The organism is Amycolatopsis heterodermiae (genome assembly GCF_034929455.1).
Classification (GTDB): domain Bacteria; phylum Actinomycetota; class Actinomycetes; order Mycobacteriales; family Pseudonocardiaceae; genus Amycolatopsis; species Amycolatopsis heterodermiae.
On record NZ_JAYFSI010000010.1, the window covers coordinates 127,495 to 153,469 of the forward strand.

General features: G+C 72.3%; 23 protein-coding genes. 20 read left to right on the forward strand and 3 right to left on the reverse strand.

Annotated elements, in window-relative coordinates; translation table 11 throughout:
- Nucleotides 1-24: 24 nt before the first annotated feature.
- From hisF to VA596_RS34745, 7 genes are all read left to right on the forward strand, one after another.
- Entirely contained in the window at nt 25-798 is a 774-nt protein-coding gene (gene hisF / locus VA596_RS34715) for an imidazole glycerol phosphate synthase subunit HisF (RefSeq protein ID WP_323332726.1), read from the forward strand.
- Nucleotides 795-1,172 carry a hypothetical protein gene (locus VA596_RS34720; RefSeq protein ID WP_323332728.1) on the forward strand — a complete coding sequence of 126 codons (378 nt, stop codon included), beginning with the start codon at nt 795-797 and terminating at the stop codon, nt 1,170-1,172. The genes hisF and VA596_RS34720 overlap by 4 nt, the downstream gene beginning before the upstream one ends.
- Nucleotides 1,169-1,534 (forward strand): phosphoribosyl-AMP cyclohydrolase, encoded by a 366-nt coding sequence (gene hisI / locus VA596_RS34725; protein WP_323332730.1) that lies wholly within the window; start codon nt 1,169-1,171, stop codon nt 1,532-1,534. The genes VA596_RS34720 and hisI overlap by 4 nt, the downstream gene beginning before the upstream one ends.
- The gene (locus VA596_RS34730; protein ID WP_323332731.1) at nt 1,531-1,893 is read left to right on the forward strand and encodes a DUF1304 domain-containing protein; all 363 of its coding nucleotides are present in this window, start codon (nt 1,531-1,533) and stop codon (nt 1,891-1,893) included. The genes hisI and VA596_RS34730 overlap by 4 nt, the downstream gene beginning before the upstream one ends.
- Before the next feature lie 106 nt (nt 1,894-1,999).
- Nucleotides 2,000-3,022: a DUF3592 domain-containing protein gene (locus VA596_RS34735; protein WP_323332732.1), complete on the forward strand. Its 1,023-nt coding sequence runs from the start codon at nt 2,000-2,002 to the stop codon at nt 3,020-3,022.
- Nucleotides 3,019-3,597, forward strand: a complete 579-nt coding sequence (locus tag VA596_RS34740) for a hypothetical protein (RefSeq protein WP_323332734.1) — start codon at nt 3,019-3,021, stop codon at nt 3,595-3,597. Before VA596_RS34735 ends, VA596_RS34740 begins: the two co-directional genes overlap by 4 nt.
- A 30-nt stretch (nt 3,598-3,627) precedes the next feature.
- Entirely contained in the window at nt 3,628-4,638 is a 1,011-nt protein-coding gene (locus VA596_RS34745) for a DUF3592 domain-containing protein (protein ID WP_323332736.1), read from the forward strand.
- Here the strand turns inward: VA596_RS34745 and VA596_RS34750 are convergent, their stop codons facing one another.
- A complete protein-coding gene (locus VA596_RS34750; protein ID WP_323332738.1) occupies nt 4,639-5,253 on the reverse strand; it encodes a TetR/AcrR family transcriptional regulator in 615 nt (204 codons plus the stop codon).
- 96 nt (nt 5,254-5,349) lie between these two features.
- On the opposite strand from VA596_RS34750, the gene VA596_RS34755 reads away from it, so the two are divergent.
- The 7 genes from VA596_RS34755 to VA596_RS34785 all read left to right on the forward strand — a co-directional run bounded on the left by VA596_RS34755 (nt 5,350) and on the right by VA596_RS34785 (nt 12,441).
- A complete protein-coding gene (locus VA596_RS34755; protein WP_323332740.1) occupies nt 5,350-6,909 on the forward strand; it encodes an anthranilate synthase component I in 1,560 nt (519 codons plus the stop codon).
- Nucleotides 6,910-7,504: 595 nt separating this feature from the next.
- On the forward strand, nt 7,505-8,032 hold the full coding sequence (locus VA596_RS34760; RefSeq protein WP_323333078.1) for a Trp biosynthesis-associated membrane protein: 528 nt from the start codon (nt 7,505-7,507) through the stop codon (nt 8,030-8,032).
- A gap of 124 nt (nt 8,033-8,156) precedes the next feature.
- A complete protein-coding gene (trpC, locus tag VA596_RS34765) occupies nt 8,157-8,966 on the forward strand; it encodes an indole-3-glycerol phosphate synthase TrpC (RefSeq protein WP_323332742.1) in 810 nt (269 codons plus the stop codon).
- Nucleotides 8,945-10,177, forward strand: a complete 1,233-nt coding sequence (gene trpB, locus VA596_RS34770; RefSeq protein WP_323333079.1) for a tryptophan synthase subunit beta — start codon at nt 8,945-8,947, stop codon at nt 10,175-10,177. Before trpC ends, trpB begins: the two co-directional genes overlap by 22 nt.
- On the forward strand, nt 10,174-10,965 hold the full coding sequence (gene trpA, locus VA596_RS34775) for a tryptophan synthase subunit alpha (protein WP_323332744.1): 792 nt from the start codon (nt 10,174-10,176) through the stop codon (nt 10,963-10,965). The genes trpB and trpA overlap by 4 nt, the downstream gene beginning before the upstream one ends.
- A 33-nt stretch (nt 10,966-10,998) precedes the next feature.
- Entirely contained in the window at nt 10,999-11,379 is a 381-nt protein-coding gene (locus VA596_RS34780) for a MerR family transcriptional regulator (protein ID WP_323332745.1), read from the forward strand.
- Between the two features lie 27 nt (nt 11,380-11,406).
- Complete coding sequence (locus tag VA596_RS34785; protein WP_323333081.1) at nt 11,407-12,441, forward strand: N-acetylmuramoyl-L-alanine amidase; 1,035 nt, start codon at nt 11,407-11,409, stop codon at nt 12,439-12,441.
- Here VA596_RS34785 and VA596_RS34790 read toward each other — a convergent pair.
- A complete protein-coding gene (locus VA596_RS34790; RefSeq protein WP_323332747.1) occupies nt 12,433-13,791 on the reverse strand; it encodes a glutamine synthetase family protein in 1,359 nt (452 codons plus the stop codon). The genes VA596_RS34785 and VA596_RS34790 overlap by 9 nt on opposite strands.
- A 53-nt stretch (nt 13,792-13,844) precedes the next feature.
- On the opposite strand from VA596_RS34790, the gene VA596_RS34795 reads away from it, so the two are divergent.
- The 4 genes from VA596_RS34795 to lgt are packed head-to-tail and all read left to right on the forward strand — an operon-like array spanning nt 13,845 to nt 18,642.
- Complete coding sequence (locus VA596_RS34795; protein ID WP_323332749.1) at nt 13,845-15,278, forward strand: APC family permease; 1,434 nt, start codon at nt 13,845-13,847, stop codon at nt 15,276-15,278.
- A complete protein-coding gene (locus tag VA596_RS34800; RefSeq protein WP_323332750.1) occupies nt 15,275-16,399 on the forward strand; it encodes an amidohydrolase family protein in 1,125 nt (374 codons plus the stop codon). Before VA596_RS34795 ends, VA596_RS34800 begins: the two co-directional genes overlap by 4 nt.
- Complete coding sequence (locus tag VA596_RS34805) at nt 16,396-17,565, forward strand: M20 metallopeptidase family protein (protein WP_323332752.1); 1,170 nt, start codon at nt 16,396-16,398, stop codon at nt 17,563-17,565. The genes VA596_RS34800 and VA596_RS34805 overlap by 4 nt, the downstream gene beginning before the upstream one ends.
- 15 nt (nt 17,566-17,580) lie before the next feature.
- The gene (gene lgt / locus VA596_RS34810; protein WP_323332754.1) at nt 17,581-18,642 is read left to right on the forward strand and encodes a prolipoprotein diacylglyceryl transferase; all 1,062 of its coding nucleotides are present in this window, start codon (nt 17,581-17,583) and stop codon (nt 18,640-18,642) included.
- A gap of 61 nt (nt 18,643-18,703) precedes the next feature.
- Here the strand turns inward: lgt and VA596_RS34815 are convergent, their stop codons facing one another.
- Nucleotides 18,704-19,489 carry an SDR family oxidoreductase gene (locus tag VA596_RS34815; protein ID WP_323332756.1) on the reverse strand — a complete coding sequence of 262 codons (786 nt, stop codon included), beginning with the start codon at nt 19,487-19,489 and terminating at the stop codon, nt 18,704-18,706.
- A gap of 334 nt (nt 19,490-19,823) precedes the next feature.
- On the opposite strand from VA596_RS34815, the gene gltB reads away from it, so the two are divergent.
- Both gltB and VA596_RS34825 read left to right on the forward strand, forming a co-directional pair.
- Nucleotides 19,824-24,377, forward strand: a complete 4,554-nt coding sequence (gene gltB / locus VA596_RS34820; protein ID WP_323332757.1) for a glutamate synthase large subunit — start codon at nt 19,824-19,826, stop codon at nt 24,375-24,377.
- On the forward strand, nt 24,370-25,875 hold the full coding sequence (locus VA596_RS34825) for a glutamate synthase subunit beta (RefSeq protein WP_323332759.1): 1,506 nt from the start codon (nt 24,370-24,372) through the stop codon (nt 25,873-25,875). The genes gltB and VA596_RS34825 overlap by 8 nt, the downstream gene beginning before the upstream one ends.
- Nucleotides 25,876-25,975 lie beyond the last annotated feature (100 nt).

The following is a 25,975-nucleotide window of genomic DNA, read 5'->3' on the forward strand; positions in this document are numbered from 1 at the left end:
ACGCTCTTGACTACGCTGACGGTCATGTCTGTCGCGGTGCGGGTGATCCCCTGTCTCGACGTCGACGCGGGCCGGGTCGTGAAGGGTGTCAACTTCGCCGGCCTCCGCGACGCCGGCGACCCCGTCGAGCTGGCCCGGCGCTACGACGCCGAGGGAGCCGACGAGCTGACCTTCCTCGACGTCACGGCGTCCTCCGGCGACCGCGAAACCACCTACGACGTGGTCCGCCGCACCGCCGAGCAGGTGTTCATCCCGCTGACCGTCGGCGGCGGCGTCCGCAGCAACGACGACGTCAACCGGCTGCTGCGCACCGGCGCGGACAAGGTGAGCATCAACACCGCCGCGATCGCCCGGCCGGAGTTCCTCCACGAGGCCTCGCGCCGGTTCGGTTCCCAGTGCATCGTGCTGTCGGTCGACGCGCGCCGCGTGCCCGAGGGCGGCGAGCCGACCGCGTCCGGGTTCGAGGTCACCACCCACGGCGGGCGCCGCGGTACGGGCATCGACGCCGTCGAGTGGGCCGCGCGCGGCGAAGAGCTCGGCGTCGGGGAGATCCTGCTGAACTCGATGGACGCCGACGGCACCAAGAACGGCTTCGACATCGAGCTGATCGAGCTGGTGCGCAAGGCCGTGCGGGTGCCGGTGATCGCCAGCGGGGGAGCGGGCGCCCTGGAGCACTTCCTGCCCGCGGTGCGCTCCGGCGCGGACGCCGTGCTCGCCGCCAGCGTGTTCCACTTCGGGCAGCTGAAGATCGGCGAGGTCAAGACCGCGCTGCGCGACGGCGGGGTGGAGGTCCGATGAGGTCCTGGCAGGCACCCGTCGAGGTCAAGGTCACCGCCGACCTGCTGGTCGGCCTGCCGGTGGCGTGGGCCCTCCTGGACCTGATCCCGGTGCTCGGCGCGGGGGCCAGCCTGAACATCTACCGGGTGCCCGCGCTCGCGCTGATCCTCGGCGGGGTCGTGACCACCGGCCTCGCGGTGAAGATGGGCAGCGCCCGCATCGGCGGCCTGGTCGTCACCGTGGTGTTCGCGCTGCTGCACGCGTTCCTGCTGCTGGCCGCCGAACTGTGGTTCAACAAGCTGTTCTCCGGCCTGTCCTTCGCCGGGTACGGCTACGCCTTCGTCCTGCTGAACTCGATGCCGCTGAAGCGGTACCTGCTGGGAGTCGACGCATGACCCTCGACGCCGGTGTTTCGGCGCGTCTCAAGCGCAACGCCGACGGCCTGATCGCCGCGGTCGTCGTCGAGCACGCCACCTCGGACGTGCTGATGATGGCGTGGATGAACGACGACGCCCTCGCCGCGACCCTGTCCACCCGCCGCGGCACGTACTTCTCGCGCAGCCGGCAGAAGCTGTGGGTCAAGGGCGAGACGTCCGGGCACTACCAGCACGTCCGCGAGGTCCGGATCGACTGCGACGGCGACACCGTCCTGCTGCGCGTCGACCAGACCGGCCCCGCCTGCCACACCGGCACGCACACCTGTTTCGACACCGAGGAGCGCCTGCTCCTGGCCGACGAGAAAGAGCACAACGCGTGAAGATCGCCGCCGACATCCTGGTCGGGCTGGTCGCCCTGATCCACGTCTACATCGTCGTCCTGGAGATGTTCCTCTGGACCACGCCCCGCGGCCGCGCGGCCTTCGGGACCACCGAGGAGTTCGCCAAGGAGAGCGCGCCGCTGGCCGCGAACCAGGGGCTGTACAACGGTTTCCTGGCGCTCGCGCTGGTGTGGGGCCTGATCGCGAGCGACCCGACGGGCTTCCAGCTGAAGCTCTACGGCATCGTCTGCGTGATCGTCGCGGGCATCTACGGCGCGGCGACGGCGAACAAGCGGATCCTGTTCGTGCAGGTGGTGCCGGGCGTGGTGACGCTGATCGCGCTGCTGCTGTCCCGCTGACGCGGGCACTGCCCGCTTGCACGCCCGGGCGGGGCGTTCGGTTGCCCTGGTGTCGGGTACCTCCCGAACCCCGCCGTGACGCGGGTTTCCGCTCTAGGTTCACCGCATGGGACTGGGGCTGTCGCGGGGGAGAGTGGCGTGGCTGCTGACCGGGGCGCTGGGCGCGCTGGCCTTCGTGGTGTTCGTGGTCGGCACGTCCGTGTCGCTGGCCGAACCGGGCTACCGGTTCGACGACGGGGAGCTCGCGGCCGACTTCGGCGTGCTCGCCGGCTCGGCGGCGCTCGTGGCCCTGGCCGCGCTCCGGATCCGCGTCGGCGACCGGCGGGCCGTCACCGTGCTGGCGCGACAGGACTTCCGGCCCTGGCTGCCGCCGCGGGACGACCACGACGGGGAAGACCTCCAAGAGGAAACCCGGCGGCTGCGGTCACTCGGCCGGCGTGCCTTCGTGATCGCGCTGTTCTGGGCCGGGGTGCTGGCGGGCTGCGCCGTGGGCCTCGAGCTGGTCGGGTACTCGGCCGACGCCCTCCTGGCGACCGGGGCCCGCACCGGCGGTGAGGTCCAGCGCGTCGTCGATCCGCGCAGCGGTGACGGCGCGCCGTCGATGTGGGTGCGCTACGTCGCCGGCGACACGGCGTTGACCGAGGAGATCGTGCGGGACACCGACCGCCGTTACCGGCCCGGCGAAAAGGTGACGGTGGTCTACGACCGGGACGATCCCGCGCGCGTACGCACCGTCGAGGAGCGGAACGAAAACCAGGACGGCGTCGGGTTCCTGGTCGTGCCGCTGCTGCTCGCCTTCGTGGGGCTGCCGTGGTCGCTGGTGGCGGCCGGGGGCTGGGCGCGGCGGTACCGGGCGGTGCGGGCCACGGGCTGGCGGGCCGCCTCGGTGACCGTCGTGCCCGACTACCCGGTCCGCCGGGGGCGGCACGCGCCGGACATCCACGTCCGGTACCCCGGCGGCACGGGCCTCACGCTGCGCGCGGCGTCCTCGACGCACGGCGCCACCTCCTTGAAGGACCGCCCGGAGCGCCGCGCCTGGGTCGGCGGCTGGGGGAGCGCGATGGTGGTGCTGGTCCCGCGCGGGCCGCGCCGCTACGCGGTTCCGGCGTTCGCGAAGACGACCCGATGAGGCGTCGGCGGGCGGCGAAGAGGTCCGTCACGAACTGGCTGCCCCCGGCCGGACGGCACGGCGACGCGGTGGTGGCCGCGCCGGAGCACACCCGGCTGGCGCGCGAGCGGAGCGACCGGCAGGTGTTCTTCGCGATCGTGTCGCTCGCGGTGCTGCTGGCCGCCGTCCCGCTCGCCCCCGTCGGCGGCGGCGTGCCGGCGGGCGCGCTCGTGCTGGCCGGGCTGGTCGGCATCGTCGGTGCCCTGGCCACCCTGCTGCTGTGGCGGCGCCGCTACGCCGCGCTGCGCCGCACGGGCTGGCGCCGCGCCACCGTGACGATCGCGGTGACGGTGGCCGGGGACAGCCGCCGTCCCCCGGCCCAGGTGCGGTTCCCGGACGGCAGCCGGCTCATCGTCCTGATGGCCGGCGCGGGCCTGGCCGTCCGCGCGCTGGGCGGGCTGCCCGAACTGCCCGTGCTCGTCGGTGGTCACGGCTCCGCGATGGTGCTGCTCATCCTCCCGCGACCGCCCTGGTGGACGCGCCCGCGCGTGATCCCGGTTGTCGCGCGGGGGTACCGCTGGACATCGGACGGCTGAATGGACCCGGGACGCGACTACGCGGCCGTCATGAGACGGCTTTCACGGCGGAGAACGGGCTGGGTGGTCACCGGTGCGCTGGGGGCATCGGCGTTCACGGTCTACGCGATCGGCGCGGCCGCGTCACCGGCCGGCCCCGGACGGGCGCTCGGTGCGCATGCCGCGGTGCTCGCCCTCCTCGCCGGGCTGACCGTCTTCGCCGTGCTCCGGATCCGGGCCGACGACCGCCGCGCCGACGCCGTGCTCACCCGGACCGGTGCCGGGCTCTGGCTCCCGCCGGGCGACGACGCCGGGGGCGACGCCGAAACCCGGCGGCTGCGCGTCCTGGGTGTGCGGGCCGCGGGGATCGCGATGCTCTGGTTCGGCGTGCTGCTCGGCACGACCTCGGGGCTCGCGCAGCTGGACGACGCGGCCGAGCACCTCCTGGTGACGGGCGCCCGCACCACCGGCGTGGTGGAGAGCGTCCACGACCCGACGAAGGGCACGCCCTCGATGCGGGTGCGCTTCGAGGTGAACGGCCGGTCCCGGACCGCGGAGATCGTCCGCGACACCGGCCGCCGCTACCGGCCCGGTGAAGAGGTCACGGTCGTCTACGACCGGGACGATCCCGCGCACGTCCGCACGGTCGAGGAGCCCAACGGCGACCAGCACCTCACCGGCCTGTTCGTCGTGCCGCTCCTGCTCGCCCTCGTCGCGGTGCCCTGGTCGGTGGTGAGCGCCGGCAACTGGTGGCGGCGCTACCGCGCCGTGCGGCACACCGGCTGGCGGGCCGCCACGGTGACCGTCGTGGCCGACTACCCGGTCCGCAAGGGCCGGCACCGGCCGGACATCCAGGTCCGGTACGGCGACGGCTCCCGCATGGTGCTGCGGGCCGCGGCCTCGTCACACGGCGCCACCGTCTTCCACGGGCGGCGCAACCTCGAAGCGCGGGTCGGGGGCTGGGGCCGCGGCATGGTCGTGCTGTTCCCGCACACCCGGCTGCGGAAGCGGCCCTACGCCGTGCCGGCCTACGCGCTGTCCGAGCGGCGGCGGGCCGGGTGATCAGCCGAGGTCGCCGCTGATGTAGCGCTGCACGTTCGGGGCCACCGCGGCGACCAGCGTCTCGATCTCCGTCGTCGCCAGCGGCTCGAACTTCGCCACGTAGCGGATCATGCCCATGCCGACCAGCTGGGACGCGCAGAGCGTCGTGCGCAGCGGGATCTGGTCGGAGCCGACCGAGGCGAGCACGTGCTGGAAGAAGTTCTGGAAGAAGTCGCGCAGCACGTGGCCGGCCTGCTCGTGGCCGGCGACGCTGCGGATGAGCGCCACGAACACCCCGCCGCCCGCGCTGTCCCAGCGGGTGAGGAACGTGCGGACGATCCGCTCGCCGAACTCCTCGTCCGGGCCGTCGCGCAGGGTCTCCATCAGCTCGTGGGGGTCGAACGGCAGCTCGAGCACCGCGCGGGCGAACAGGCCTTCCTTGCTGCCGAACCAGTGGTTGACCATGGCCGCGTCGACCCCGGCGCGAGTGGCGATCGCGCGCACGGTCGCCCCGTCGTAGCCGTTCTCGGCGAACACCGCCCGCGCGGCGTCGATCAGCGCCGTGCGCGTGTCCTGGCCCGCGGGCCGCCGGCCGCGCCGCCGCGCCGTAGTCTCGGGGTTGCCGGTGGTGCTCACACCTCCATCATGACTCATCCCCGGTCGTTAATTCAACATTTGCTGAATTTGGGACCCCGCGCATCCCGGCTCCCGGGGTGCAGCACAATGAGGTTCATGGTCAGCGCTTTCGCCGGTTCGACCGGCCCCGGCTCGGTCAGCCCGTCCCGAGCGGACTTCCGCGCCCTCGCCGAAAGCCGCCGCGTGATCCCGGTCGTGCGCCGGGTGCTCGCCGACGGCGAGACGCCGATCGGGGTGTACCGCAAGCTCGCCGCCGACCGGCCGGGCACGTTCCTGCTCGAGTCCGCGGAGAACGGCGCCTCCTGGACGCGCTGGTCGTTCATCGGCGTCCGCAGCCCGGCCGCGCTCACCGTCCGCGACGGCGAAGCCGTCTGGACCGGCACCCCGCCGGTCGGCCTGCCGACCGAGGGCAACCCGCTGACCGTGCTGCGCGAGACGATCGAGGCCCTGCACACCGAGGCGCTGCCCGGCCTGCCGCCGCTCACCGGCGGGATGGTCGGCTACATCGGCTACGACGCCGTCCGCTGGCTCGAGAAGCTGCCCGAGCTGGCCGAGCGCGACCTCGACATCCCCGAGCTCACCATGCTCCTGGCCACCGACCTGGCCGCGTTCGACCACCACGAGGGCACGGTCACGCTCATCGCGAACGCCGTCAACTGGGACGACTCGCCCGAGCGCGTGGACGCGGCCTACGACGACGCCGTCGCCCGGCTGGGCGCGATGACCGAGCGGCTGCAGGTGCCCGCGCCCGCCACCGTCGCCGCGTTCGACCGGCCCGAGCCGGAGTTCACCCGGAAGCGGTCCAAGGAGGACTTCCACGCGGCGATCGAGAAGGCCGTCGAGGCGATCAAGGCCGGCGAAGCGTTCCAGGTCGTGCCTTCGCAACGGTTCGAGATCGCCACCGCCGCCGACGCGCTCGACATCTACCGCGTGCTCCGGACGTCCAACCCCAGCCCGTACATGTACCTGCTGCGGCTCGACGGCTTCGACATCGTCGGGTCCAGCCCCGAATCCCTGGTCACCGTGCGGGACGGCCGCGCGACGACGCACCCGATCGCGGGCACCCGCTGGCGCGGCGCCGACCCGGAGGAGGACGCGCAGCTGGCCAAGGACCTGCTGGCCGACGAGAAGGAACGCGCCGAGCACCTGATGCTCGTCGACCTCGGCCGCAACGACCTGGGCAAGGTCTGCAAGCCGGGCACGGTGCGCGTCGTCGACTTCTTCCAGATCGAGCGCTACAGCCACGTCATGCACATCGTGTCGACCGTCACCGGCGAGCTGGCCGAGGGCAAGACGGCCTTCGACGCGGTCACCGCGTGCTTCCCGGCCGGCACGCTGTCCGGCGCGCCGAAGGTCCGCGCGATGGAGCTGATCGAGGAGCTGGAGCCGGTCCGCCGCGCGCTCTACGGCGGCGTCGTCGGCTACCTCGACTTCGCCGGCGACGCCGACACGGCGATCGCGATCCGCACCGCACTGGTGAAGGACGGCATCGCCCACGTACAGGCCGGGGGCGGCGTGGTCGCCGACTCGGTGGCGGACTACGAGGACACGGAGTCGCTGAACAAGGCGCGGACCGTGCTCTCGGCGGTGGCGGCGGCCCAGACCATGGTGGCGGCAGGCCCACTCGACCCGGCCGCGGACGCAGCTCGTGTCTGAGCGACGGACGACTGAGGCCGCCGGAGCGGGAGCCGATGCCGAGGAGCCCGTGGCGGGAACCGGCCGGGAGCCCGGCTTCGGCAGCGCTACCGAAGCCCAGGTCGGCGCCGAAAAGCCCGCGGCTGGCACCGGTCCGGCGGGCGGCGAGCCCGTCTTCGGCGGCGGCGCCGAGGTCAAAGTTGGCACCGCGAAGCGCGCGGCCGGAACCAGTCGTGCGGCCGCTGAGCCCGGCTTTAGCGGCGCCGCTGAAGCCCAGGTGGGCACCGCGAAGCCTGCGGCTGGCACCGGCCCGGTGGCCGGCGAGCCCGCCTTCGGCGGCGCCACCGAGGCCGAGGCCGGCGCTGCGAAGCCCGCGGCTGGAACCAGTCGTGCGGTCGCTGAGTCCGGCTTCGGCGGTGCCACCGAGGTCGAGGTCGGCGCTGCGAAGCCCGCGGCTGGAACCAGTCCCGCGGCCGCTGAGCCCGGCGGTGCCGCCGAAGCCCAGGTCGGCGTCGAAAAGTCCGCGGCTGGCACCGGCTCGGTGACCGGTGAGCCCGGCCCCGGCGCCACCGAAGCCGAGGCCGGCACCGCGAAGCCGCCCCGTCGTCCACTGTGGATGATCGTCGTGCTGCTCCTGCTGGGTGCGCTCGCGTTGTGGGGCGCGTCCCGGCTGACCTGGTTCGCCGAATTCCGTGACGGTGGCGTGCGCGGGACCGTGCTCTACCGCGAAACCGGTGAGCAGCGCGCCACGGCGCTCGTGCCGCTGGCCCTGCTCGCGCTCGCGGGTGTGGCCGGGGTGATCGCCACCGGGGGCTGGGCCCGGCGCGTGCTCGGCGTCGTCCTGGCGCTGGCCGGGGTCGCCGCGGTGTGGTCGGGCGTGGCCGGGGTCCGGTTCGGCGGGTTCGCCGACGGGCTCCCGGTGACGCAGATGCTGCTCGGGCGCGGCCTGGCCGTGCTCGGGGGAATTCTCGTCGCCGCCGGCGGGTTGGCAGCCGTCAAGGGCGCCGGGCGCGGCGCCCGGCTGGGCGCGAAGTACGCGGCCCCGGCCACCCGGAAGAAGGTGCGCGATCCGGACGCCGAGCTGTGGGAAGCCCTGTCGGAGGGCGAGGACCCGACGGATGCCCGTGACAGGCATTCGGAGTAACGCGCACACCCGGAACCGGGCGCTTCGGATGCGGGGGTTAGCATCGTTTCGGCGGGAAGGGGAAGGTTTTTGTGAGCGACCTTGCGAGTGAAACCGTGACCACGAGCCCGGGCGGGGGCGCCCGGTGACCGTGCTCGAAGACATCGTCGCCGGCGTGCGGGAAGACCTCGCCGTGCGGGAATCCGCGCTGCCGTTCGACGAACTGAAGATCCGCGCGGCCGCCGCACAGCCGCCCCGCGACGTCATGACCGCCCTGCGCGAGTCCGGCATCGGCGTGATCGCCGAGGTGAAGCGCCGCAGCCCGTCCAAGGGCGACCTGGCCGACATCCCCGACCCCGCTGCGCTGGCCAAGGACTACCAGGACGGCGGCGCGCGGGTGATCAGCGTGCTGACCGAGCAGCGCCGCTTCGGCGGTTCGCTGGCCGACCTGGACGCGGTCCGCGCCGCCGTGGACGTTCCGGTGCTGCGCAAGGACTTCGTCGTCAGCCCCTACCAGGTGCACGAGGCCCGCCTGCACGGCGCCGACATGGTGCTGCTGATCGTCGCCGCGCTGGAGCAGAACGCGCTCGCCGCGCTGCTCGACCGCGTCGAGTCGCTGGGCATGACCGCGCTGGTGGAGATCCACAACGCCGAGGAGGCCGACCGCGCCCTCGAAGCGGGCGCCAAGGTCATCGGCGTCAACGCGCGCAACCTGCACACCCTCGAGGTGGACCGCGACGTCTTCTCGCGGCTGGCCCCCGGCCTGCCGATGGACGTCTACAAGGTCGCCGAGTCCGGCGTCCGCGGGCCGGGCGACCTGATGTCCTACGCCGGGCACGGCGCCGACGCGGTGCTGGTCGGCGAAGGGCTCGTCGCCTCGGGCGACCCGAAGGGCGCCCTCGTCAAGCTGGTCACCGCCGGATCGCACCCCGCCTGCCCGAGGCCTTCCCGGTGACCGAAGAGCACAACCCCGAGCACGACCCGGACGAGCGTGGCTACTACGGCCCGTACGGCGGCCGGTTCATGCCGGAGGCGCTGATCGGCGTCGTCGACGAGGTCGCCACCGAGTACGAGAAGGCCCGGCACGACCCGGAGTTCCTGAACGAGTTCAACCGCCTGCTGAAGGACTACGCGGGCCGCCCGTCGCTGCTCACCGAGGCCAAGCGCTTCGGCGAGCACGCCGGCGGGGCGCGCGTGTTCCTCAAGCGCGAGGACCTGAACCACACCGGCTCGCACAAGATCAACAACGTGCTGGGCCAGGCGCTGCTCACCCAGCGCATGGGCAAGAAGCGGGTCATCGCCGAGACCGGCGCGGGCCAGCACGGTGTGGCCACGGCCACCGCGTGCGCGCTGCTCGACCTCGACTGCGTCGTCTACATGGGCGAGGTCGACACCGAGCGCCAGGCGCTGAACGTCGCCCGCATGAGGCTGCTCGGCGCCGAGGTCATCCCGGTCAAGACCGGTTCGCGGACGCTGAAGGACGCGATCAACGAGGCCCTGCGCGACTGGGTGACCAATTCGGACACCACGCACTACCTGTTCGGCACGGCGGCCGGCCCGGCGCCGTTCCCGGCGATGGTCCGCAACTTCCACCACGTCATCGGCACCGAGGCCCGCGAGCAGATCCTCGAGCAGGCCGGCCGCCTGCCCGACGTCGTCGCGGCCTGCGTCGGCGGCGGGTCGAACGCGATCGGCATCTTCTCGGGCTTCTACGGCGACCCGTCCGTGCGGCTGGTCGGCCTGGAGCCGGGCGGCGAGGGCATCGACGGCAACCGGCACGGCGCGACCCTGACCAAGGGCACGCCGGGCAACCTGCACGGCGCGATGACGTACCTGCTGCAGGACGAGGACGGCCAGACGGTCGAGTCGCACTCGATCTCGGCCGGGCTGGACTACCCGGGCGTCGGCCCGGAGCACGCGTGGCTGAAGGACACCGGCCGCGCCGAGTACCGCCCGGTCACCGACGCCGAGGCGATGGACGCGTTCAAGCTGCTGTCGCGGACCGAGGGCATCATCCCGGCGATCGAGTCGGCGCACGCGCTGGCCGGCGCCCTGGTGCTGGGGCGCGAGCTCGGACCGGAGGGCCTGATCGTCGTCAACCTCTCCGGCCGCGGCGACAAGGACATGGACACGGCGGCGAAGTGGTTCGGGCTGGTGGACAAGTGAGCGGGATCGACGACCTCTTCGCCACGACGCGCGCGGAGGGCCGCGGCGCCCTGATCGGCTACCTCCCGGCGGGCTTCCCGACGGTCGCCGCGTCGAAGGACCTCATCGCGGCGACGATCGACGGCGGCGCGGACCTCATCGAGGTCGGCGTCCCGTACTCGGACCCGGTGATGGACGGCCCGACCATCCAGGCCGCGTCGGTCACCGCGCTGGACAACGGTTTCCGCCTCAAGCACGTGTTCGAGGTCGTCGAGTCGATCTCGGCGCGCGGCGGCCGCGCGGTGGTCATGACGTACTGGAACCCCGTGCACCGCTACGGCGTCGACCGCTTCTCGCGTGACCTCGCCGCGGCGGGCGGGCTCGGCCTGATCACGCCGGACCTGATCCCGGACGAGGCCGGCGAGTGGATGACCGCGTCGGAGGCCCACGGCCTGGACCGGACGTTCCTGGTGGCGCCGTCGTCGTCGGAGGAGCGGCTCGCTCGCACCGTGGCCGCGGCGTCCGGGTTCATCTACGCGACCGCGGTGATGGGCGTGACGGGCGCGCGCGACCAGGTCGGCGCGGGCGCGGAGACGCTGGTCCGCCGCACGCGGGCCCACACGTCCCTCCCGATCGGCGTCGGCCTCGGCGTGCGCTCGGGCGACCAGGCGGCCCAGGTGGCGTCGTTCGCGGACGCGGTGATCGTGGGCTCGGCCCTGGTCACGGCGGCGGCCGAAGGCCCGTCCGGGGTGCACCGCCTGTCGGCGGAGCTGGCCGATGGAGTGCGCCGGGCGGTCGCCACCGCTTGACCTGGAGCCTGCTCCAGGTGCCACCCTGGGCCGGTGACGTCCTACACCCCGGCCCAGGTGACCGAAAAGACCGGCTTCACCATCGACACCCTCAGGTACTACGAGCGGATCGGCCTCCTGCACCACGTCGGCCGCACCGCGGGCGGCCGCCGCACGTTCACCGACCACGACGTCGAGTTCCTCCAGCTCCTGCGTTGCCTGAGGTACACAGGCATGCCGGTCGCGGAGATGCTGCGGTTCGTGGAGCTGCTGCGCTCCGGCGACGCGACGCAAGACGAGCGCCTCGAGGTCCTGCGCGAGCACGAGGCCCGCGTCGAGGCCCAGATCGACCGCCTGCGCGAGCACCAGGAGCACATCCAGTTCAAGATCAAGCTGTACAGCGGCGCCTCCGATCTGGCTGTCGCATCCTCGTGACGCCATCACCCGGCCCAGAACTTCAGCCTGCTCGAACAATCTTCGTTGTGCCGTTTCGAACTCCTCGACGGCAGTCTTCTGGTGCGCACGCTGGAGGGACTCGAGCACCAGCGTCTCGTCGGCAGCCTCTGTGGCCAGCTCTCCGCGGAGGCCGGACATCGGTTCGAGGTCTTCCCCGGAGCGAATGTCGTACTCGGGAGCCGCGGTAACCGCCTGCTGGCACCGGATCTCGTGGTCGAAATCGTGTCACCGTCGACGAAGGTGGTGGACCGGATCCTCAAACGGGCCGTCTACGCCGAAGCCCTGATCCGGTTCTACCTGCTGGTCACCCCGGACTCCGCCACGCTGTTCGAACCGCCTCTGCCGGGTTGTACAAAAGCTGTACGCGCCCGCGGCAGAGTCCCGCCCATGGACATCGGACACCTCCCGCGGCGCACGTTCCTCCGCGGTACCGCCGGTCTGGTCGCCGCGGGCGCCGCCGGGCTGCTCCTGCCCGCCGCGGCCAGAGCTGCCCAAACGCCGCGGATCTACAGCTGTGCCGAGTGGGGCGCGCGGCCGCCGTCGGACGAGCTGGTCACCCTTGCCCACCCGGCCAACCGCATTCTCATCCACCACATCGCGAGTGCCAACAGCACCGACTACTCGCTCGAGCACGCCTTCCAGGTCGCGCGCGACGACCAGCACGACCACATGGACAACAACGGCTGGTCCGACACCGGCCAGCACTTCACCGTCAGCCGGGGCGGCTACCGGTTGGAAGGGCGGCACGGCAGCCTCGACGCGCTGCGCGGCCGGACCACCATGATCCAGGGCGCGCACTGTCCCGGCCAGAACACCAACGCCATCGGCATCGAGAACGAAGGCCTCTACACCAGCGTCGAACCGCCGCAGTCGCAATGGGACTCGCTCGTCGTGTTCTGCGCCTACGTCTGCCGCCAGTACGGCATCCCGGTCGAGGAGATCAAGGGCCACCGCGACTACTACAACACCGAATGCCCCGGCGACCGGCTCTACGCCAAGCTGCCGCAGCTGCGGACCGAGGTCGCGAAAGCCCTAGTGTAGGTAGCGCATCACGGCGCACAGCTCGTCCGGCGACAGGCGGCCGAGCCGGTCGATCTCCCCGTGTCGCACGTCCATCAGCGTCGTGGCCAGCTCGGGACCGAACGCCTTCGTCAGCTCGTCGTCCGCCTTGAACGCCGCGACGGCTTCGGCGAGCGTCCGCGGCAGCCGTTCGGCCGAGGGCAGCGTCCCGGGGTCGACGTCGACCGGGTCCGGCAGCGTCGCGCCGGACTCCAGGCCCGCCAGCCCGGCGAACAGCAGCGCGGCCACGACCAGGTACGGATTGGCCGTCAGGTCGAAGCACTTGACCTCGAAGTTCGCCGCCCGGTCGCGCTGGCCGGCCGCGCCCCGCACCAGCCGCAGCGGCGCCTCGCGGTTCTCCAGGCCCCACGCCAGGAACACGCCCGCCCAGTGGTGCGGCTCCAGCCGCAGGTAGCTGATGACCGACGGCGCGCCGATCGCCAGCAGCGCGGGCAGCCGCGCGTAGATGCCGGCGGCGAACGCCTCCGCCGTCGCGGTCAGCTCGAACCGCCGGTCGCCGCCGGCGCACAGGTTGCGGTCGCCGTCCCACAGGCTCAGGTGCACGTGGCCGCCGTTGCCGACGCCGCCCGGCGCGAACTTCGGCGTGAACGACGCGCGCAGCCCGTGCTGCTCGCTGACCGTCCGGATCGTCTCGCGCGTCAGCACCGCGATGTCGGCCGCGCGCACCGGGTCGTCCGCCGCCACCGACAGCTCGAACTGCCCGGCCGCGTACTCGGGGTGGATCTGTTCCACCGCAACGCCTTGCGCGGCCAAGGCGGACACCAGCGCGCGCAGGTACGGGGCCTGCGCGGAAAGCCGCGCGTAGCCGTAGGCCGGGCCCGCCGTCGCCGAGCGCGGGTCATCCGGCTTCTCCGCGGCCGTGATCACCCATTCGATCTCGAAGGCCGTCCGGACGTTGTACCCCAGCGACGCGAGCCGCGCCGTCGCCGCGGTCGCCAGCGCCCGGGAATCCTGCGGGTGCGGGGTGCCGTCCTGGTCGTAGCGGTTCGCCGGGGCCCACGCCCAGCCCGGCTGCGCGGCCAGCGGGACGAGCCCGTCGAGGTCCGGGTGCAGCCGCAGGTCGCCGACCGGGCCGCGCGAGTAGCGGCCGCCGACGATTTCGTCGGTGGCCAGGAAGAAGTCGAACGAGTTCGACGCGCCGACGCCCCATGCGGCCGCCGACCACAGCCGGTCGACCGGGACCGCCTTCGTGCGCGTGATGCCGCTGTTGTCCACGAAGGTCAGCGCGACCAGCTCCACCCCGGCCGCGCGCAGGTCGTCCGCCCGGATGGCGCCCTGCTGCGCGAGTTCCGCCCGATCGAGCTGGCTCATTCCGCTCCCGTCGATGTTCACTGGATGCTTCCACAGAGGAAGAGGTGGAGATCGTGTCAGACACCGTCGAAACCCGTCCAGGCCTGCGCCGATCACTGTCCGTCTGGCAGGCCGTCGGCCTGTCCGTGGCCCTGATGGCCCCCAGCATGGCCGCCAACATCAACCCCCAGCAGACCGCGGCCGCCGCCGGCCGCGCCGTCCCGCTCGCCTTCCTGCTCTCGGCGGTCGGCGTGCTGCTGGTCGCGTACGGCTTCGTCAAGCTCTGCCAGTACTACCAGCACGCCGGTTCGGTCTACGCGTTTGTCGGCGCCACCCTCGGCCCGCGCGCCGGCGTCGTCTCCGGCATCGGCCTGCTCGGCACGTACACCTTCTACGCCGTGGTCACCAGCTCCGCGGCGGGCACGCTCGGGACGGCGTTCTTCACCCAGGTCGGCATCTGGCCGGACCCGCCGTCCTGGGGCCCGTTCGTGCTGACCGGCGTCGCCCTCGTCGGCAGCTGGCTCCTCGCGGTCGCGCCCGCCCGGCGCGGCACGAGCACGCTGCTCGCCGTCGAAGGTGCCACGATCGCGCTGATCCTGCTGGTGACGGTGGTGATCCTGGTCCGGCTGATCGCCGGCGACGCACCCGAGGGCGGCCGGTTCACCCTGGACGTGTTCGTCCCGGAAACCGGGCTGTCCGGCGTGTTCCTCGGCGCGGTGTTCGGCTTCCTGTCCTTCGCCGGGTTCGAAGCCGCCGCGACGCTCGGCGAGGAGACGCACGACCCGAAGCGCAACATCCCGCGCGCCATCCTCGGGACGGCGATCTTCGGCGGCGCCTACTTCGTCGTGGTCACGGCCGTCGAGATGATGGCGTTCGGCTCGGACGCGACGGCCTTCCACGACTCCCCGTCCCTGCTCGGCGACCTCGGCGGCCGCTTCGTCGGCTCCTGGGTGGGTGACGTGATCAGCGCCGGCGCCGCGATCAGCGCGTTCGGCTGCTGCCTGGCCTGCGTGGTCGGCGGCTCGCGGCTCTTGTTCGCCCTGGGCCGCGACGCGGTGGGCGGCCGCGGCATCGGCCGGACGTCGGCGAAGGGCACGCCGGTGGCCGCGGTCAGCGTGGTGACGGTGGTGGCGGTGCTGATCATCGTGGTGTGCGCGGTGTTCTTCGGCGCGACCGCGTCGGACACCTTCGCCTGGTCCGGCTCGATCGGGACGCTGATCCTGCTCGTGATCTACCTGCTGACCACGCTCGGCGCGATCCTGCTGCTGTTCGTCAAGCGCCGGATGCGGGTGCCGGTGTGGCACCTCGTCTTTCCCCTCGGCGCGCTCGCCGTGCTCGGGTACACCGTGTACGTCAACGTCGTGCCTTACCCGACCGAGGGACCGGCGCGGTGGTTCCCGCTGGTGGCGGGCGGGGTGCTCGTGCTCGCGGTGATCTTGGTGCTGGCCGCGCCCGCCTACGCTCGTAGGGTGGGGGAGAGGATCGGCACCCTGGACGGAGGCGCATGACCGGGCTGCTCCCGTTCGTCGCGGACCTGCCGCTGGTGGACCACCACTGCCACGGCGTCGTCACGGAAGACGTGGCCCGCGCGGGCTTCGAGGCCATGCTGACCGAGGCGGACACGACGTCGCCGCTCGGCACCAGCCTGTTCGACTCGCTGATCGGCCTCTCCGTCCGGGAACGCTGTGCGCCCGTGCTCGACCTGCCGAAGCACGCCCCGGCCGACGCCTACCTCGCCCGCCGCGCCGAACTGGGCGCGGCCGAGGTGGCCCGGCGCTTCCTGCGCGGTACCGGCACGACCGATTTCCTGCTGGACGGCGGTTTCCTCCCGGACGCGCTGACGACGACCCCGGAGTTCGGCGTGCTCGCCGCGGCCCGGGTGCACGACGTCGTCCGGCTGGAGCAGGTCGCCGAGGCGGTGCTCCCGGGCACGACCGCGGAGGGGTTCGCCGCGGCCTTCGCCGACGAGCTGGGGAAACGCGCCGCCACCGCGGTCGGGTTCAAGTCGATCGCCGCCTACCGGGTCGGCCTCGACCTGAACCCCGAGCGTCCCACCGCCGGCGAGGTCGCGGCCGCGGCCGGACGCTGGCTGCGCACCGGAAACGTCCGCCTGGCCGACGAGGTGCTGCACCGCCACCTCGTCTGGACCGGGCTCGACCTGGGCCTGCCGGTGCAGTTCCACGTCGGGTACGGCGACTCCGACGTCGACCTGCACCGCTGCGACCCGCTGCTGCTCACCGGGCTGCTGCGGGCCACGCGCGATCGGGGCGTGCCGATCCTGCTGCTGCACAACTACCCGTTCCACCGCAACGCCGCCTACCTCGCGCAGGTCTTCGAGCACGTCTTCGCCGACGTCGGCCTGAGCACGCACAACGCCGGGTTCCGGGCGCCCGCGATCCTCGCCGAGCTGCTGGAGCTCGCGCCGTTCGGGAAGGTGCTCTTCTCGACCGACGCGTTCGGCCTGGCCGAGCTGTACCACCTGGGCACGGCCCTGTTCCGCCAGGGCCTGTCCGACTTCGTGCGTGCCGCGCTGGCCGCCGACCGGATGTCCGAAGTGGACGCCGTCCGGCTGTGTGCTTTGGTGGGACACGAGAACGCGAAGAGGATCTACCGCTTGGAGCACGCGTGAGCGACCTGCGGACCCGGTGGACCCGGGCGATCGACGACGAGCTGCCCGCCGCCGTCACCCTCCGGCACACCGTGCACGCCGACCCGCGCGGCTCCGGCGACGAGGAGGACACCGCCCGGCTGGTCACCGAGGCGATCGGCGCGGGCGAGGGTGTCCGCGTCGCCAAGACCGGCCGCGCGATCCCGCTGCCCGGCGGTGCGGGCCCGGGCGTCGCGCTGCGGGCCGAGCTCGACGCCCTCCCGGTGCTGGAGGGCACCGGCGTGCCGTGGGCGTCGCGCAACGAGCTGATGCACGCGTGCGGCCACGACGTCCACCTCGCCGCGCTGGTCGCGGTGGCCCGCGCGGCGGTGCGCGTCGGCGTCCCGCGGCCGATCCTCGCGCTGCTGCAGCCGCGCGAGGAGACGTCGCCGCCCGGCGCGCTCGACATCGTCGAGGCCGGCGTGCTGGCCGAGGCCGGGGTGAGCACCGTGATCGGCGCGCACGTCCAGCCGCGGATCGCGCACGGCGTCGTGTCGGCGGTGCCCGGCCCGGTGAACGCCTCGACCGACGAGTTCGAGGTGACGATGCACGGCCAGGGCGGCCACGCGGGCTACCCGCACCTGCTGCGGGACCCGATCCTGGCGCTCTCGCAGCTGGTCGTGAGCCTGCAGCAGCTCGCGTCGCGCCGGATCGACCCGGTGTTCGGCGCGGTCTGCTCGATCGGGCGGATCCAGGCCGGCACCGCGGCCAACGTCGTCCCGAACAGCGCGAGCGCGCTCGGCTCGCTGCGCCTGATGCGCGCGAAGGACCGCGAACGCGCGCTGGAGACGCTGGCGGAGATCGTGCACGGCACGGCGAAGGCGCACGGCTGCACGGCCGAGCTGAAGGTCAACCCGTGCGAGCCGGTGCTGGACAACGACCCGGCTCTGGCCGCGGGCGCGCAGCGCTGGCTGCGGCACGGCGGCTTCGCCGTCGACGACCAGTTCCGGTCGTTCGGCGCGGACGACTTCGCCCACTACTGCGGCGGCGCGACGCGGGGGCTGATGCTGTTCGTCGGCCTCGGGGACACCGCGGGCGTGCCCAGCCTCCACGACGACCGGTTCCTCCCGCGCGACGAGGCCGTCCTCCAGGTCGCGCACGCGCTGGTGGCGGGCTACCTGGCCGCTGTGGATGCGGAGCCGGGCTAGCGCTACGGTGGCCCGGTGATTTCCGCCTACCTCGCGACGATCCCCAGCCCCGACCGCGGGGTGTGGCACCTGGGACCGATCCCGATCCGTGCGTACGCCCTGTGCATCATCGCCGGCATCATCGTGGCGATCTGGTGGGGGGAGCGGCGCTGGGCCGCCCGGGGCGGCACCAAGGGCACGGTCATCGACATGGCCGTGTACGCCGTGCCGTTCGGCCTGGTCGGCGGCCGGTTGTACCACGTGATCACCGACCCCGAGCTGTACTTCACCGAGGGCAAGAACCCCTGGAACGCGTTCGCGATCTGGGACGGCGGCCTCGGCATCTGGGGGGCCATCGCGCTCGGCGCGGTGGGCGCGCTCATCGCGTGCCGCCGCAAGGGCGTCCCGCTGCCGGCGATGGCGGACGCGATCGCCCCCGGCATCGTCGTCGCGCAGGCCATCGGCCGCATCGGCAACTACTTCAACCAGGAGCTCTACGGCGCGCACACCGACCTGCCGTGGGGCCTGGAGGTCTACCAGCGCTTCAACCCGGACGACCCGGAGAACCTGCTCAACGGCGTCGCAACCGGGCACATCCCGCTGCCGGAGAGCCCGGTCCACCCGACGTTCCTGTACGAGCTGATCTGGAACCTGCTGGTCGCGGCCGTGATCGTGTGGGCGGACCGCCGGTTCAAGCTGGGCCACGGCCGGGTGTTCGCGCTGTACGTCGCGGGCTACACGGTGGGCCGCGGCTGGATCGAGATGATGCGGACCGACACCGCGAACCACATCCTCGGCCTGCGCGTCAACGTCTGGACGTCGATCCTGCTGTTCCTGGCCGCGGTGGTCTACTTCGTGCTGGCGGCCAAGCGCGGCCCGCGCGAGGCCCCGGAGCTGCTGGTGAGCAAGGACGCGATGCCCGCGCCGGAAGCGGACGCGGACGCGGCGGCCGAGGACGCGCCGCCCGCGGACGAGCCCGGCTCGGCGAAGACCGGCGCGGAGGAGCCGGACTCCGTGAAGGTCTCCGCCGAGGCCCCGGCCGACAAACCCGCCGGGGACACCCCCGCGGCGGAAGAGCCGAAGAAGACCGAGGACTGACCGAGCGCCCCAATGCCACATTGGGGCGCTGGCCGCCGGTCGACAAGGGGCGAGTCGTGCCTCAGAGGTCCGGCAGGCCCAGGTCCAGGTTGGGCGACTGGAGCCCGCCGTCGACCTCGAGGATCTTGCCCGTGATGTAGCCGCCGGCGCGGGAGGCCAGGAAGACCACGGTCGCCGCGATGTCCTCGGCCTCGCCGATCCGGCGCAGCGGCGTCGCGGCCTCCATCTTCGCCTTGAGCTCCGGGTTGCCGACCACGATCTCCAGCGCGGACGTCGCCACCGAGCCCACCGAGATCGCGTTCACCCGGACCTTGGGGGCGAGGTCGGCCGCCGCGAGGCGGGTCCAGTGGGCGAGCGCCGCCTTCGCCGTGCCGTACGCGACGAAGCCGCGGCCGCCGACCCGGCCCATGATCGACGAGATGTTGACGACCGAGCCGCCCGTCTTGATCAGCGACGGTGCCGCCGCCACGGTCAGCGCGTGCGCCGTCGAGACGTTGAAGCGGAACGCTTCCTCGAGGAACTCGGGTGTCGTCTCGGCCAGGGGACGCGGGTAGGTGCCGCCGACGTTGTTGACCACCAGGTCGAGTCGCCCGAACTCCTCGACGGCCACCGCGGCGAGCGTCGCGGCGGCGGCCGGGTCGGCGAGGTCGAGGGGGACGACGTGGGCCCGTCGGCCCGAGGAGAACACCCGGGAAGCCACTTCTTCGAGCTGGGCCGCGGTCCGGGAGGCGATGACCACGTCGGCGCCCGCTTCGGCGAGGGCCACGGCGGTGGCCGCGCCGATCCCGCGTCCGGCGCCGGTGACCACCGCGACCTGTCCTGGCAGCCGGAACCGGTCGAGGATCATGCGAGGAAAAGTAACACGTTCTAGTTCGCGGCGGCAGAGGTGAACCGGGGGTGGCGGCGGTTCGACGGGCCGGCGTCGGCCATGTCACGTTAGACTTGACGAAGGTTTCCGGGACGTATACTTAGCAGAGCGAACTACCAGGAACCCATCAGGAACTACGTCGTTCCGCGCAGCCAGATCGTTACCGTCCGACGTTGCCCGGGGTGCTCTGAATTGATGCTGGCATGTTTCCCAGGTGTTAAAGTCGCGCTAACAAGCGGGCCATCGTCGTCCCGTGCAAGCTTCCCGGCCGGTAGCCCGGCCAGCACGAACAGACGACGAAGGAGGTCCCTTCATGATCTTCTCCGCCATTCCCGGCAAGCAGGGTCTCTACGATCCGGAGACCGAACAGGACTCCTGTGGTGTGGCCATGGTGGCCGACATCCGCGGACGCCGCTCCCACGGCATCGTCACCGACGGCCTCGCCGCGCTGACCAATCTGGACCACCGCGGCGCCGCTGGCGCCGAACCCACCAGCGGCGACGGCGCCGGCATCCTGCTGCAGCTGCCCGACGAGCTGCTGCGTGCGGAAGCCGGTTTCGAGCTGCCCGAACCCGACGAGCGCGGCCACCACCGGTACGCCGCCGGCATCGCCTTCCTGCCCGCCGACGCCGAGCAGCGCCGCAAGGCCGTCGAGCTGGCCGAACGCATCGCCGTCGAAGAAGGACTGGAAGTACTGGGCTGGCGCGAGGTCCCGGTCGACGCCGACCGCGCCGACATCGGCCCGAGCGCCCGCTCGGTGATGCCGCACTTCGCCATGCTCTTCGTGTCCGGCAGCGGGGCCGCCGGCCTGGAGCTGGACCGGCTCGCGTTCTGCCTGCGCAAGCGCACCGAGCACGAGAGCGGGATCGCGGGCTGCGGCACGTACTTCCCGTCGCTGTCCTCGCGCACGATCGTCTACAAAGGCATGGTCACGCCGGAGCAGCTGCCCGCGTTCTTCGCCGACCTGCGCGACGAGCGGCTGGAAAGCGCCATCGCCCTGGTGCACTCCCGCTTCTCCACCAACACCTTCCCGTCGTGGCCGCTCGCGCACCCGTTCCGGTTCGTCGCCCACAACGGGGAGATCAACACCATCCGCGGCAACCGCAACCGCATGCGGGCCCGTGAGGCGCTGCTCGAGTCGGACTTCATCCCGGGCGACCTGACCCGGCTGTTCCCGATCTGCTCGCCGGACGCGTCGGACTCGGCGTCGTTCGACGAGGTCCTGGAGCTGCTGCACCTGGGCGGCCGGTCGCTGCCGCACGCGGTGCTGATGATGATCCCGGAGGCGTGGGAGAACCACGCCACGATGAAGCCCGCACGCCGCGCGTTCTACCAGTTCCACGCCAGCCTGATGGAACCGTGGGACGGCCCGGCTTGCGTCACCTTCACCGACGGCACGCTGGTCGGCGCGGTCCTCGACCGCAACGGCCTGCGTCCGGCGCGCTGGTGGCGCACCGCGGACGACCGCGTCGTGCTCGCCAGCGAGGCCGGCGTCCTGGACGTCGCCCCGAAGGACGTCGTCGCGAAAGGACGGCTCAAGCCCGGCCGGATGTTCCTGGTGGACACCGACGCCGGCCGGATCGTCGACGACGAAGAGGTCAAGTCCGAGCTGGGCAAGGACCTGCCGTACGAGGGCTGGCTGCACGCCGGCCTGCTGAAGCTCGCCGAGCTGCCCGACCGCGACCACGTCGTGCAGAGCCACGACTCGGTGCTGCGGCGCCAGCTTTCCTTCGGCTACACCGAGGAAGAGCTCAAGATCCTGCTCGCGCCGATGGCCGAGAAGGGCGCCGAGCCGATCGGCTCGATGGGGTCCGACACCCCGCCCGCGGTGCTGTCCCAGCGATCCCGCCTGCTCTACGACTACTTCAAGCAGAACTTCGCGCAGGTGACCAACCCGCCGCTGGACGCGATCCGCGAAGAGCTCGTCACGTGCATGGCGCGGATCATGGGCCCGGAGCGCAACCTCCTGGCCCCGGGCCCGGCGTCGTGCCGGCACCTGAAGCTGCCGTACCCGGTGATCGACAACGACGAGCTGGCCAAGCTCATTCACATCAACGACGACGGCGACCTGCCGGGCTTCGCGTGCAGTGTCCTTTCCGGACTGTACGAAGTGGACGGCGGCGCCGAGGCGCTGGCTTCCGCGATCGAGCGGGTCCGGCGTGAGGCGTCCGAGGCGATCGCCGCGGGCGCGCGCACGCTGGTGCTGTCCGACCGCGACTCCGACCACCGGATGGCGCCGATCCCGTCGCTGCTGCTGGTTTCCGCGGTGCACCACCACCTGGTCCGCACCAAGGAACGCCTGCGTGTCGCGCTGGTCGTCGAGACCGGGGACGCGCGCGAGGTGCACCACATCGCCGTCCTGCTCGGCTACGGCGCCGCCGCGGTCAACCCGTACCTGGCCTTCGAGACCATCGAGGACATGATCGGGCAGGGCGCGGTCACCGGCATCGAGCCGGCCAAGGCGGTCCGCAACTACGTGCAGGCTCTCGTCAAGGGCGTCCTGAAGATCATGTCCAAGATGGGCATCTCGACGGTCGGCGCGTACACCGCCGCCCAGGTCTTCGAATCCCTCGGCCTGGCCCAGGACCTGCTCGACGAGTACTTCACCGGGACGTCGTCGAAGCTCGGCGGGGTCGGCCTCGAGGTGCTCGCCGAAGAGGTCGCCGTCCGGCACCGCCGCGCCTACCCGGACAACCCGACCGACCGCGTCCACCGTGGACTCGACACCGGCGGCGAGTACGCCTACCGCCGCGAGGGCGAGCTGCACCTGTTCACGCCGGAGACGGTGTTCCTGCTGCAGCACGCGACCAAGACCGGCCGCGAGGAGGTGTACCGCCAGTACACCGACGAGGTGCACCGCCTCTACCGCGAGGGCGGCACCCTGCGCGGGCTGTTCTCCTTCCGCGACGGCGTCCGCGAGCCGGTGCCGCTCGACGAGGTCGAGCCGGCCGAGGCGATCTTCAAGCGCTTCAACACCGGCGCGATGTCGTACGGCTCGATTTCCGCCGAGGCGCACGAAACCCTGGCCATCGCGATGAACCGGCTCGGCGGCCGGTCCAACACGGGCGAGGGCGGCGAGGACCCGGAACGGCTCTACGACCCCGAGCGCCGCAGCGCGATCAAGCAGGTCGCTTCGGGCCGCTTCGGCGTCACCAGCGAGTACCTCGTCAACGCCGACGACATCCAGATCAAGATGGCGCAGGGCGCGAAGCCCGGCGAGGGCGGCCAGCTGCCGCCGAACAAGGTGTACCCGTGGATCGCGCGGACCCGGCACTCCACACCGGGCGTCGGGCTCATTTCGCCGCCGCCGCACCACGACATCTACTCCATCGAGGATCTCGCCCAGCTGATCCACGACCTCAAGAACGCCAACGAAAACGCCCGCATCCACGTCAAGCTGGTGTCCTCGTTGGGCGTCGGCACGGTCGCGGCGGGCGTGTCCAAGGCGCACGCGGACGTCGTGCTCATCTCGGGCCACGACGGCGGCACCGGCGCGTCCCCGATGAACTCGCTCAAGCACGCCGGCACGCCGTGGGAGATCGGCCTCGCCGAGACCCAGCAGACGTTGCTGCTCAACGGGTTGCGCGACCGGATCACCGTGCAGGTGGACGGCGCCATGAAGACCGGGCGCGACGTCGTCATCGCGGCGCTGCTCGGCGCCGAGGAGTACGGCTTCGCGACGGCCCCGCTCGTCGTCGCCGGCTGCATCATGATGCGCGTCTGCCACCTCGACACCTGCCCGGTCGGCGTCGCCACGCAGAGCCCCGAGCTGCGCAAGCGCTACACCGGCCAGGTCGAGCACGTCGTGAACTTCTTCGAGTTCATCGCCCAGGAAGTCCGGGAAACCCTGGCGACACTGGGCTTCCGCACGCTCGACGAGGCCATCGGGCACGCCGAGCTGCTGAACACCGACGAGGCCGTGCACCACTGGAAGGCGTCCGGCCTGGACCTGGCGCCGATCTTCGAGGTGCCGGCCGAGACGCCGTACGGCGGCGCGAAGCGGCGCACCCGCGGCCAGGACCACGGACTCGAGCACGCCCTGGACCGCACGCTCATCCAGCTCGCCGAGGCGGCGCTGGAGGACGCGCACCCGGTCCGGCTGGAACTGCCGGTGCGCAACGTGAACCGGACCGTCGGCACGCTGCTGGGCTCGGAGATCACCCGTCGGTACGGCGGGGAAGGCCTGCCGGAGGGCACGATCCACGTGCTGCTCACCGGGTCCGCGGGCCAGTCGCTCGGCGCGTTCCTGCCGCGCGGCATCACCCTCGACATGGTCGGCGACGCGAACGACTACGTCGGCAAGGGCCTGTCCGGCGGGCGGATCATCGTCCGTCCCGACCCGTCGGCGTCCTTCGCCGCCGAGGCGCAGACGATCGCGGGCAACACGATCGCCTACGGCGCGACCGGCGGCGAGATCTTCCTGCGCGGCCAGGTCGGCGAACGCTTCTGCGTCCGCAACTCCGGCGCCACCGTCGTCGCCGAAGGGGTGGGCGATCACGCCTTCGAGTACATGACCGGCGGCCGCGCCGTCGTCCTCGGCCCGACCGGGCGGAACCTGGCGGCCGGCATGTCCGGCGGCATCGCGTTCCTGCTCGACGTCGACCGCAAGAAGGTCAACCAGGACATGGTGGACCTGCTCAAGCCGACCGCGGACGACCTGGCTTGGCTCAAGAAGACCGTGCAGCAGCACTACGATCTCACCCGCTCCGCGGTGGCCGCGTCGCTGCTCGGCGACTGGCCGCGCCGCAGCGTGGCGTTCACGAAGGTGATGCCGCGCGACTACCAGCGGGTCCTGGACGCGGCGAAGGCGGCGAAGGCCGCCGGCCGCGACGTCGACGAGGCGATCATGGAGGCCGCTCGTGGCTGACCCGACCGGCTTTCTCAAGTACGACCGCGAAGAGCCCAAGAAGAAGTCCAAAGAGGACCGGCTCCACTCGTGGGGCGAGGTCTACGCGGACGTCGATCCGGGCGTGCGCAACGAAGACGTCCGCAAGCAGGCGTCGCGGTGCATGGACTGCGGCATCCCGTTCTGCCACTCCGGCGGCTCCGGCTGCCCGCTGGGCAACCTGATCCCGGAGTGGAACGACCTGGTGCGCCGCGGTGACTGGGCCGCGGCGAGCGATCGGCTGCACGCCACCAACAACTTCCCCGAGTTCACCGGGAAGCTGTGCCCCGCGCCGTGCGAGGCGGGCTGCGTGCTGTCGATTTCGCCGCTCTCGGGCGGGCCGGTGTCGATCAAGCGCGTCGAGCAGACGATCGCCGACCAGTCCTGGGAAGCGGGTTACGTCCAGCCGCAGGTGGCGGAAGTGTCGTCGGGGCAACGGGTCGCGGTCGTCGGCTCCGGCCCGGCCGGGCTCGCCGCCGCCCAGCAGCTGACCCGCGCCGGCCACGAGGTCACCGTGTTCGAGCGGGACGACCGGCTCGGCGGGCTGCTGCGCTACGGCATCCCCGAGTTCAAGATGGAGAAGAAGGTCCTCGACCGGCGCCTCGCGCAGCTGCGCAAGGAGGGCACCCGGTTCGTCACCGGCTGCGAGGTCGGCGTCGACCTGACGGTGGAGGACCTGCGGGAGCGCTACGACGCCGTCGTGCTCGCGGTCGGCGCGCTGCGCGGCCGCGACGACCGGGTGACCCCGGGCCGCGAGCTGGCCGGGATCCACCTGGCGATGGAGCACCTGGTGCCGGCCAACAAGTTCGTCGAGGGTGACGGCCCGTCGCCGATCGACGCGCGCGGCAAGCACGTGGTGATCATCGGCGGCGGCGACACCGGCGCCGACTCCTACGGCACGGCCACCCGCCAGGGCGCGCTTTCCGTGACGCAGCTGGACCAGTACCCGACCCCACCGTCCACACGGGACGACGACCGTTCGCCGTGGCCGACCTGGCCGTACATCCTCCGCACCTACCCGGCGCACGAGGAGGCGGGCGAGCGCAAGTTCGCCGTCGCGGTCAAGCGGTTCGTCGGCGAGGACGGCCGGGTCACGGCGCTCGAGCTGCAGCAGGTCCGCGTCCAGAAGGACCCGGCGACCGGCCGCCGCGAGGTCATCCCGGTCAACGACGAGATCGAGACCCTGCCGGCCGACCTGGTCCTGCTGGCGATCGGCTTCGAGGGTGTCGAGGAGATGCCGCTGCTGGACGGCTTGGGTCTTTCCCTGACCAAGCGCGGCACGCTCTCGTGCGGCGCGGACTGGCAGACGGAGACCCCGGGCGTGTTCGTCTGCGGCGACGCCCACCGAGGCGCGTCCCTGGTGGTCTGGGCGATCGCGGAGGGCCGCTCGGTGGCCAACGCGGTGGACACCTACCTGACGGGCGCGTCCGACCTCCCGTCCCCGGTCCACCCGACGGCCCTGCCGCTCGCGGTCGTCTGAGCGCGGTCAGCCCAGGGGAGGACCCGCCGGTCCGGCCCCTGGGCTGACGCCTGCGCGCTCCGGCCGGGCCGCCCACAAAGGACCTGCTGCCGCACATGAC

What these genes read in the sequence shown, in the direction of transcription:
- hisF (WP_323332726.1), top strand. Translation starts at nt 25, where the DNA reads ATGTCTGTCGCGGTGCGGGTGATCCCCTGTCTCGACGTCGACGCGGGC.
- VA596_RS34720 (WP_323332728.1), top strand. Translation starts at nt 795, where the DNA reads ATGAGGTCCTGGCAGGCACCCGTCGAGGTCAAGGTCACCGCCGACCTG.
- hisI (WP_323332730.1), top strand. Translation starts at nt 1,169, where the DNA reads ATGACCCTCGACGCCGGTGTTTCGGCGCGTCTCAAGCGCAACGCCGAC.
- VA596_RS34735 (WP_323332732.1), top strand. Translation starts at nt 2,000, where the DNA reads ATGGGACTGGGGCTGTCGCGGGGGAGAGTGGCGTGGCTGCTGACCGGG.
- VA596_RS34740 (WP_323332734.1), top strand. Translation starts at nt 3,019, where the DNA reads ATGAGGCGTCGGCGGGCGGCGAAGAGGTCCGTCACGAACTGGCTGCCC.
- VA596_RS34745 (WP_323332736.1), top strand. Translation starts at nt 3,628, where the DNA reads ATGAGACGGCTTTCACGGCGGAGAACGGGCTGGGTGGTCACCGGTGCG.
- VA596_RS34755 (WP_323332740.1), top strand. Translation starts at nt 5,350, where the DNA reads ATGGTCAGCGCTTTCGCCGGTTCGACCGGCCCCGGCTCGGTCAGCCCG.
- VA596_RS34760 (WP_323333078.1), top strand. Translation starts at nt 7,505, where the DNA reads ATGATCGTCGTGCTGCTCCTGCTGGGTGCGCTCGCGTTGTGGGGCGCG.
- VA596_RS34790 (WP_323332747.1), bottom strand. Translation starts at nt 13,791, where the DNA reads ATGAGCCAGCTCGATCGGGCGGAACTCGCGCAGCAGGGCGCCATCCGG.
- VA596_RS34800 (WP_323332750.1), top strand. Translation starts at nt 15,275, where the DNA reads ATGACCGGGCTGCTCCCGTTCGTCGCGGACCTGCCGCTGGTGGACCAC.
- VA596_RS34815 (WP_323332756.1), bottom strand. Translation starts at nt 19,489, where the DNA reads ATGATCCTCGACCGGTTCCGGCTGCCAGGACAGGTCGCGGTGGTCACC.
- gltB (WP_323332757.1), top strand. Translation starts at nt 19,824, where the DNA reads ATGATCTTCTCCGCCATTCCCGGCAAGCAGGGTCTCTACGATCCGGAG.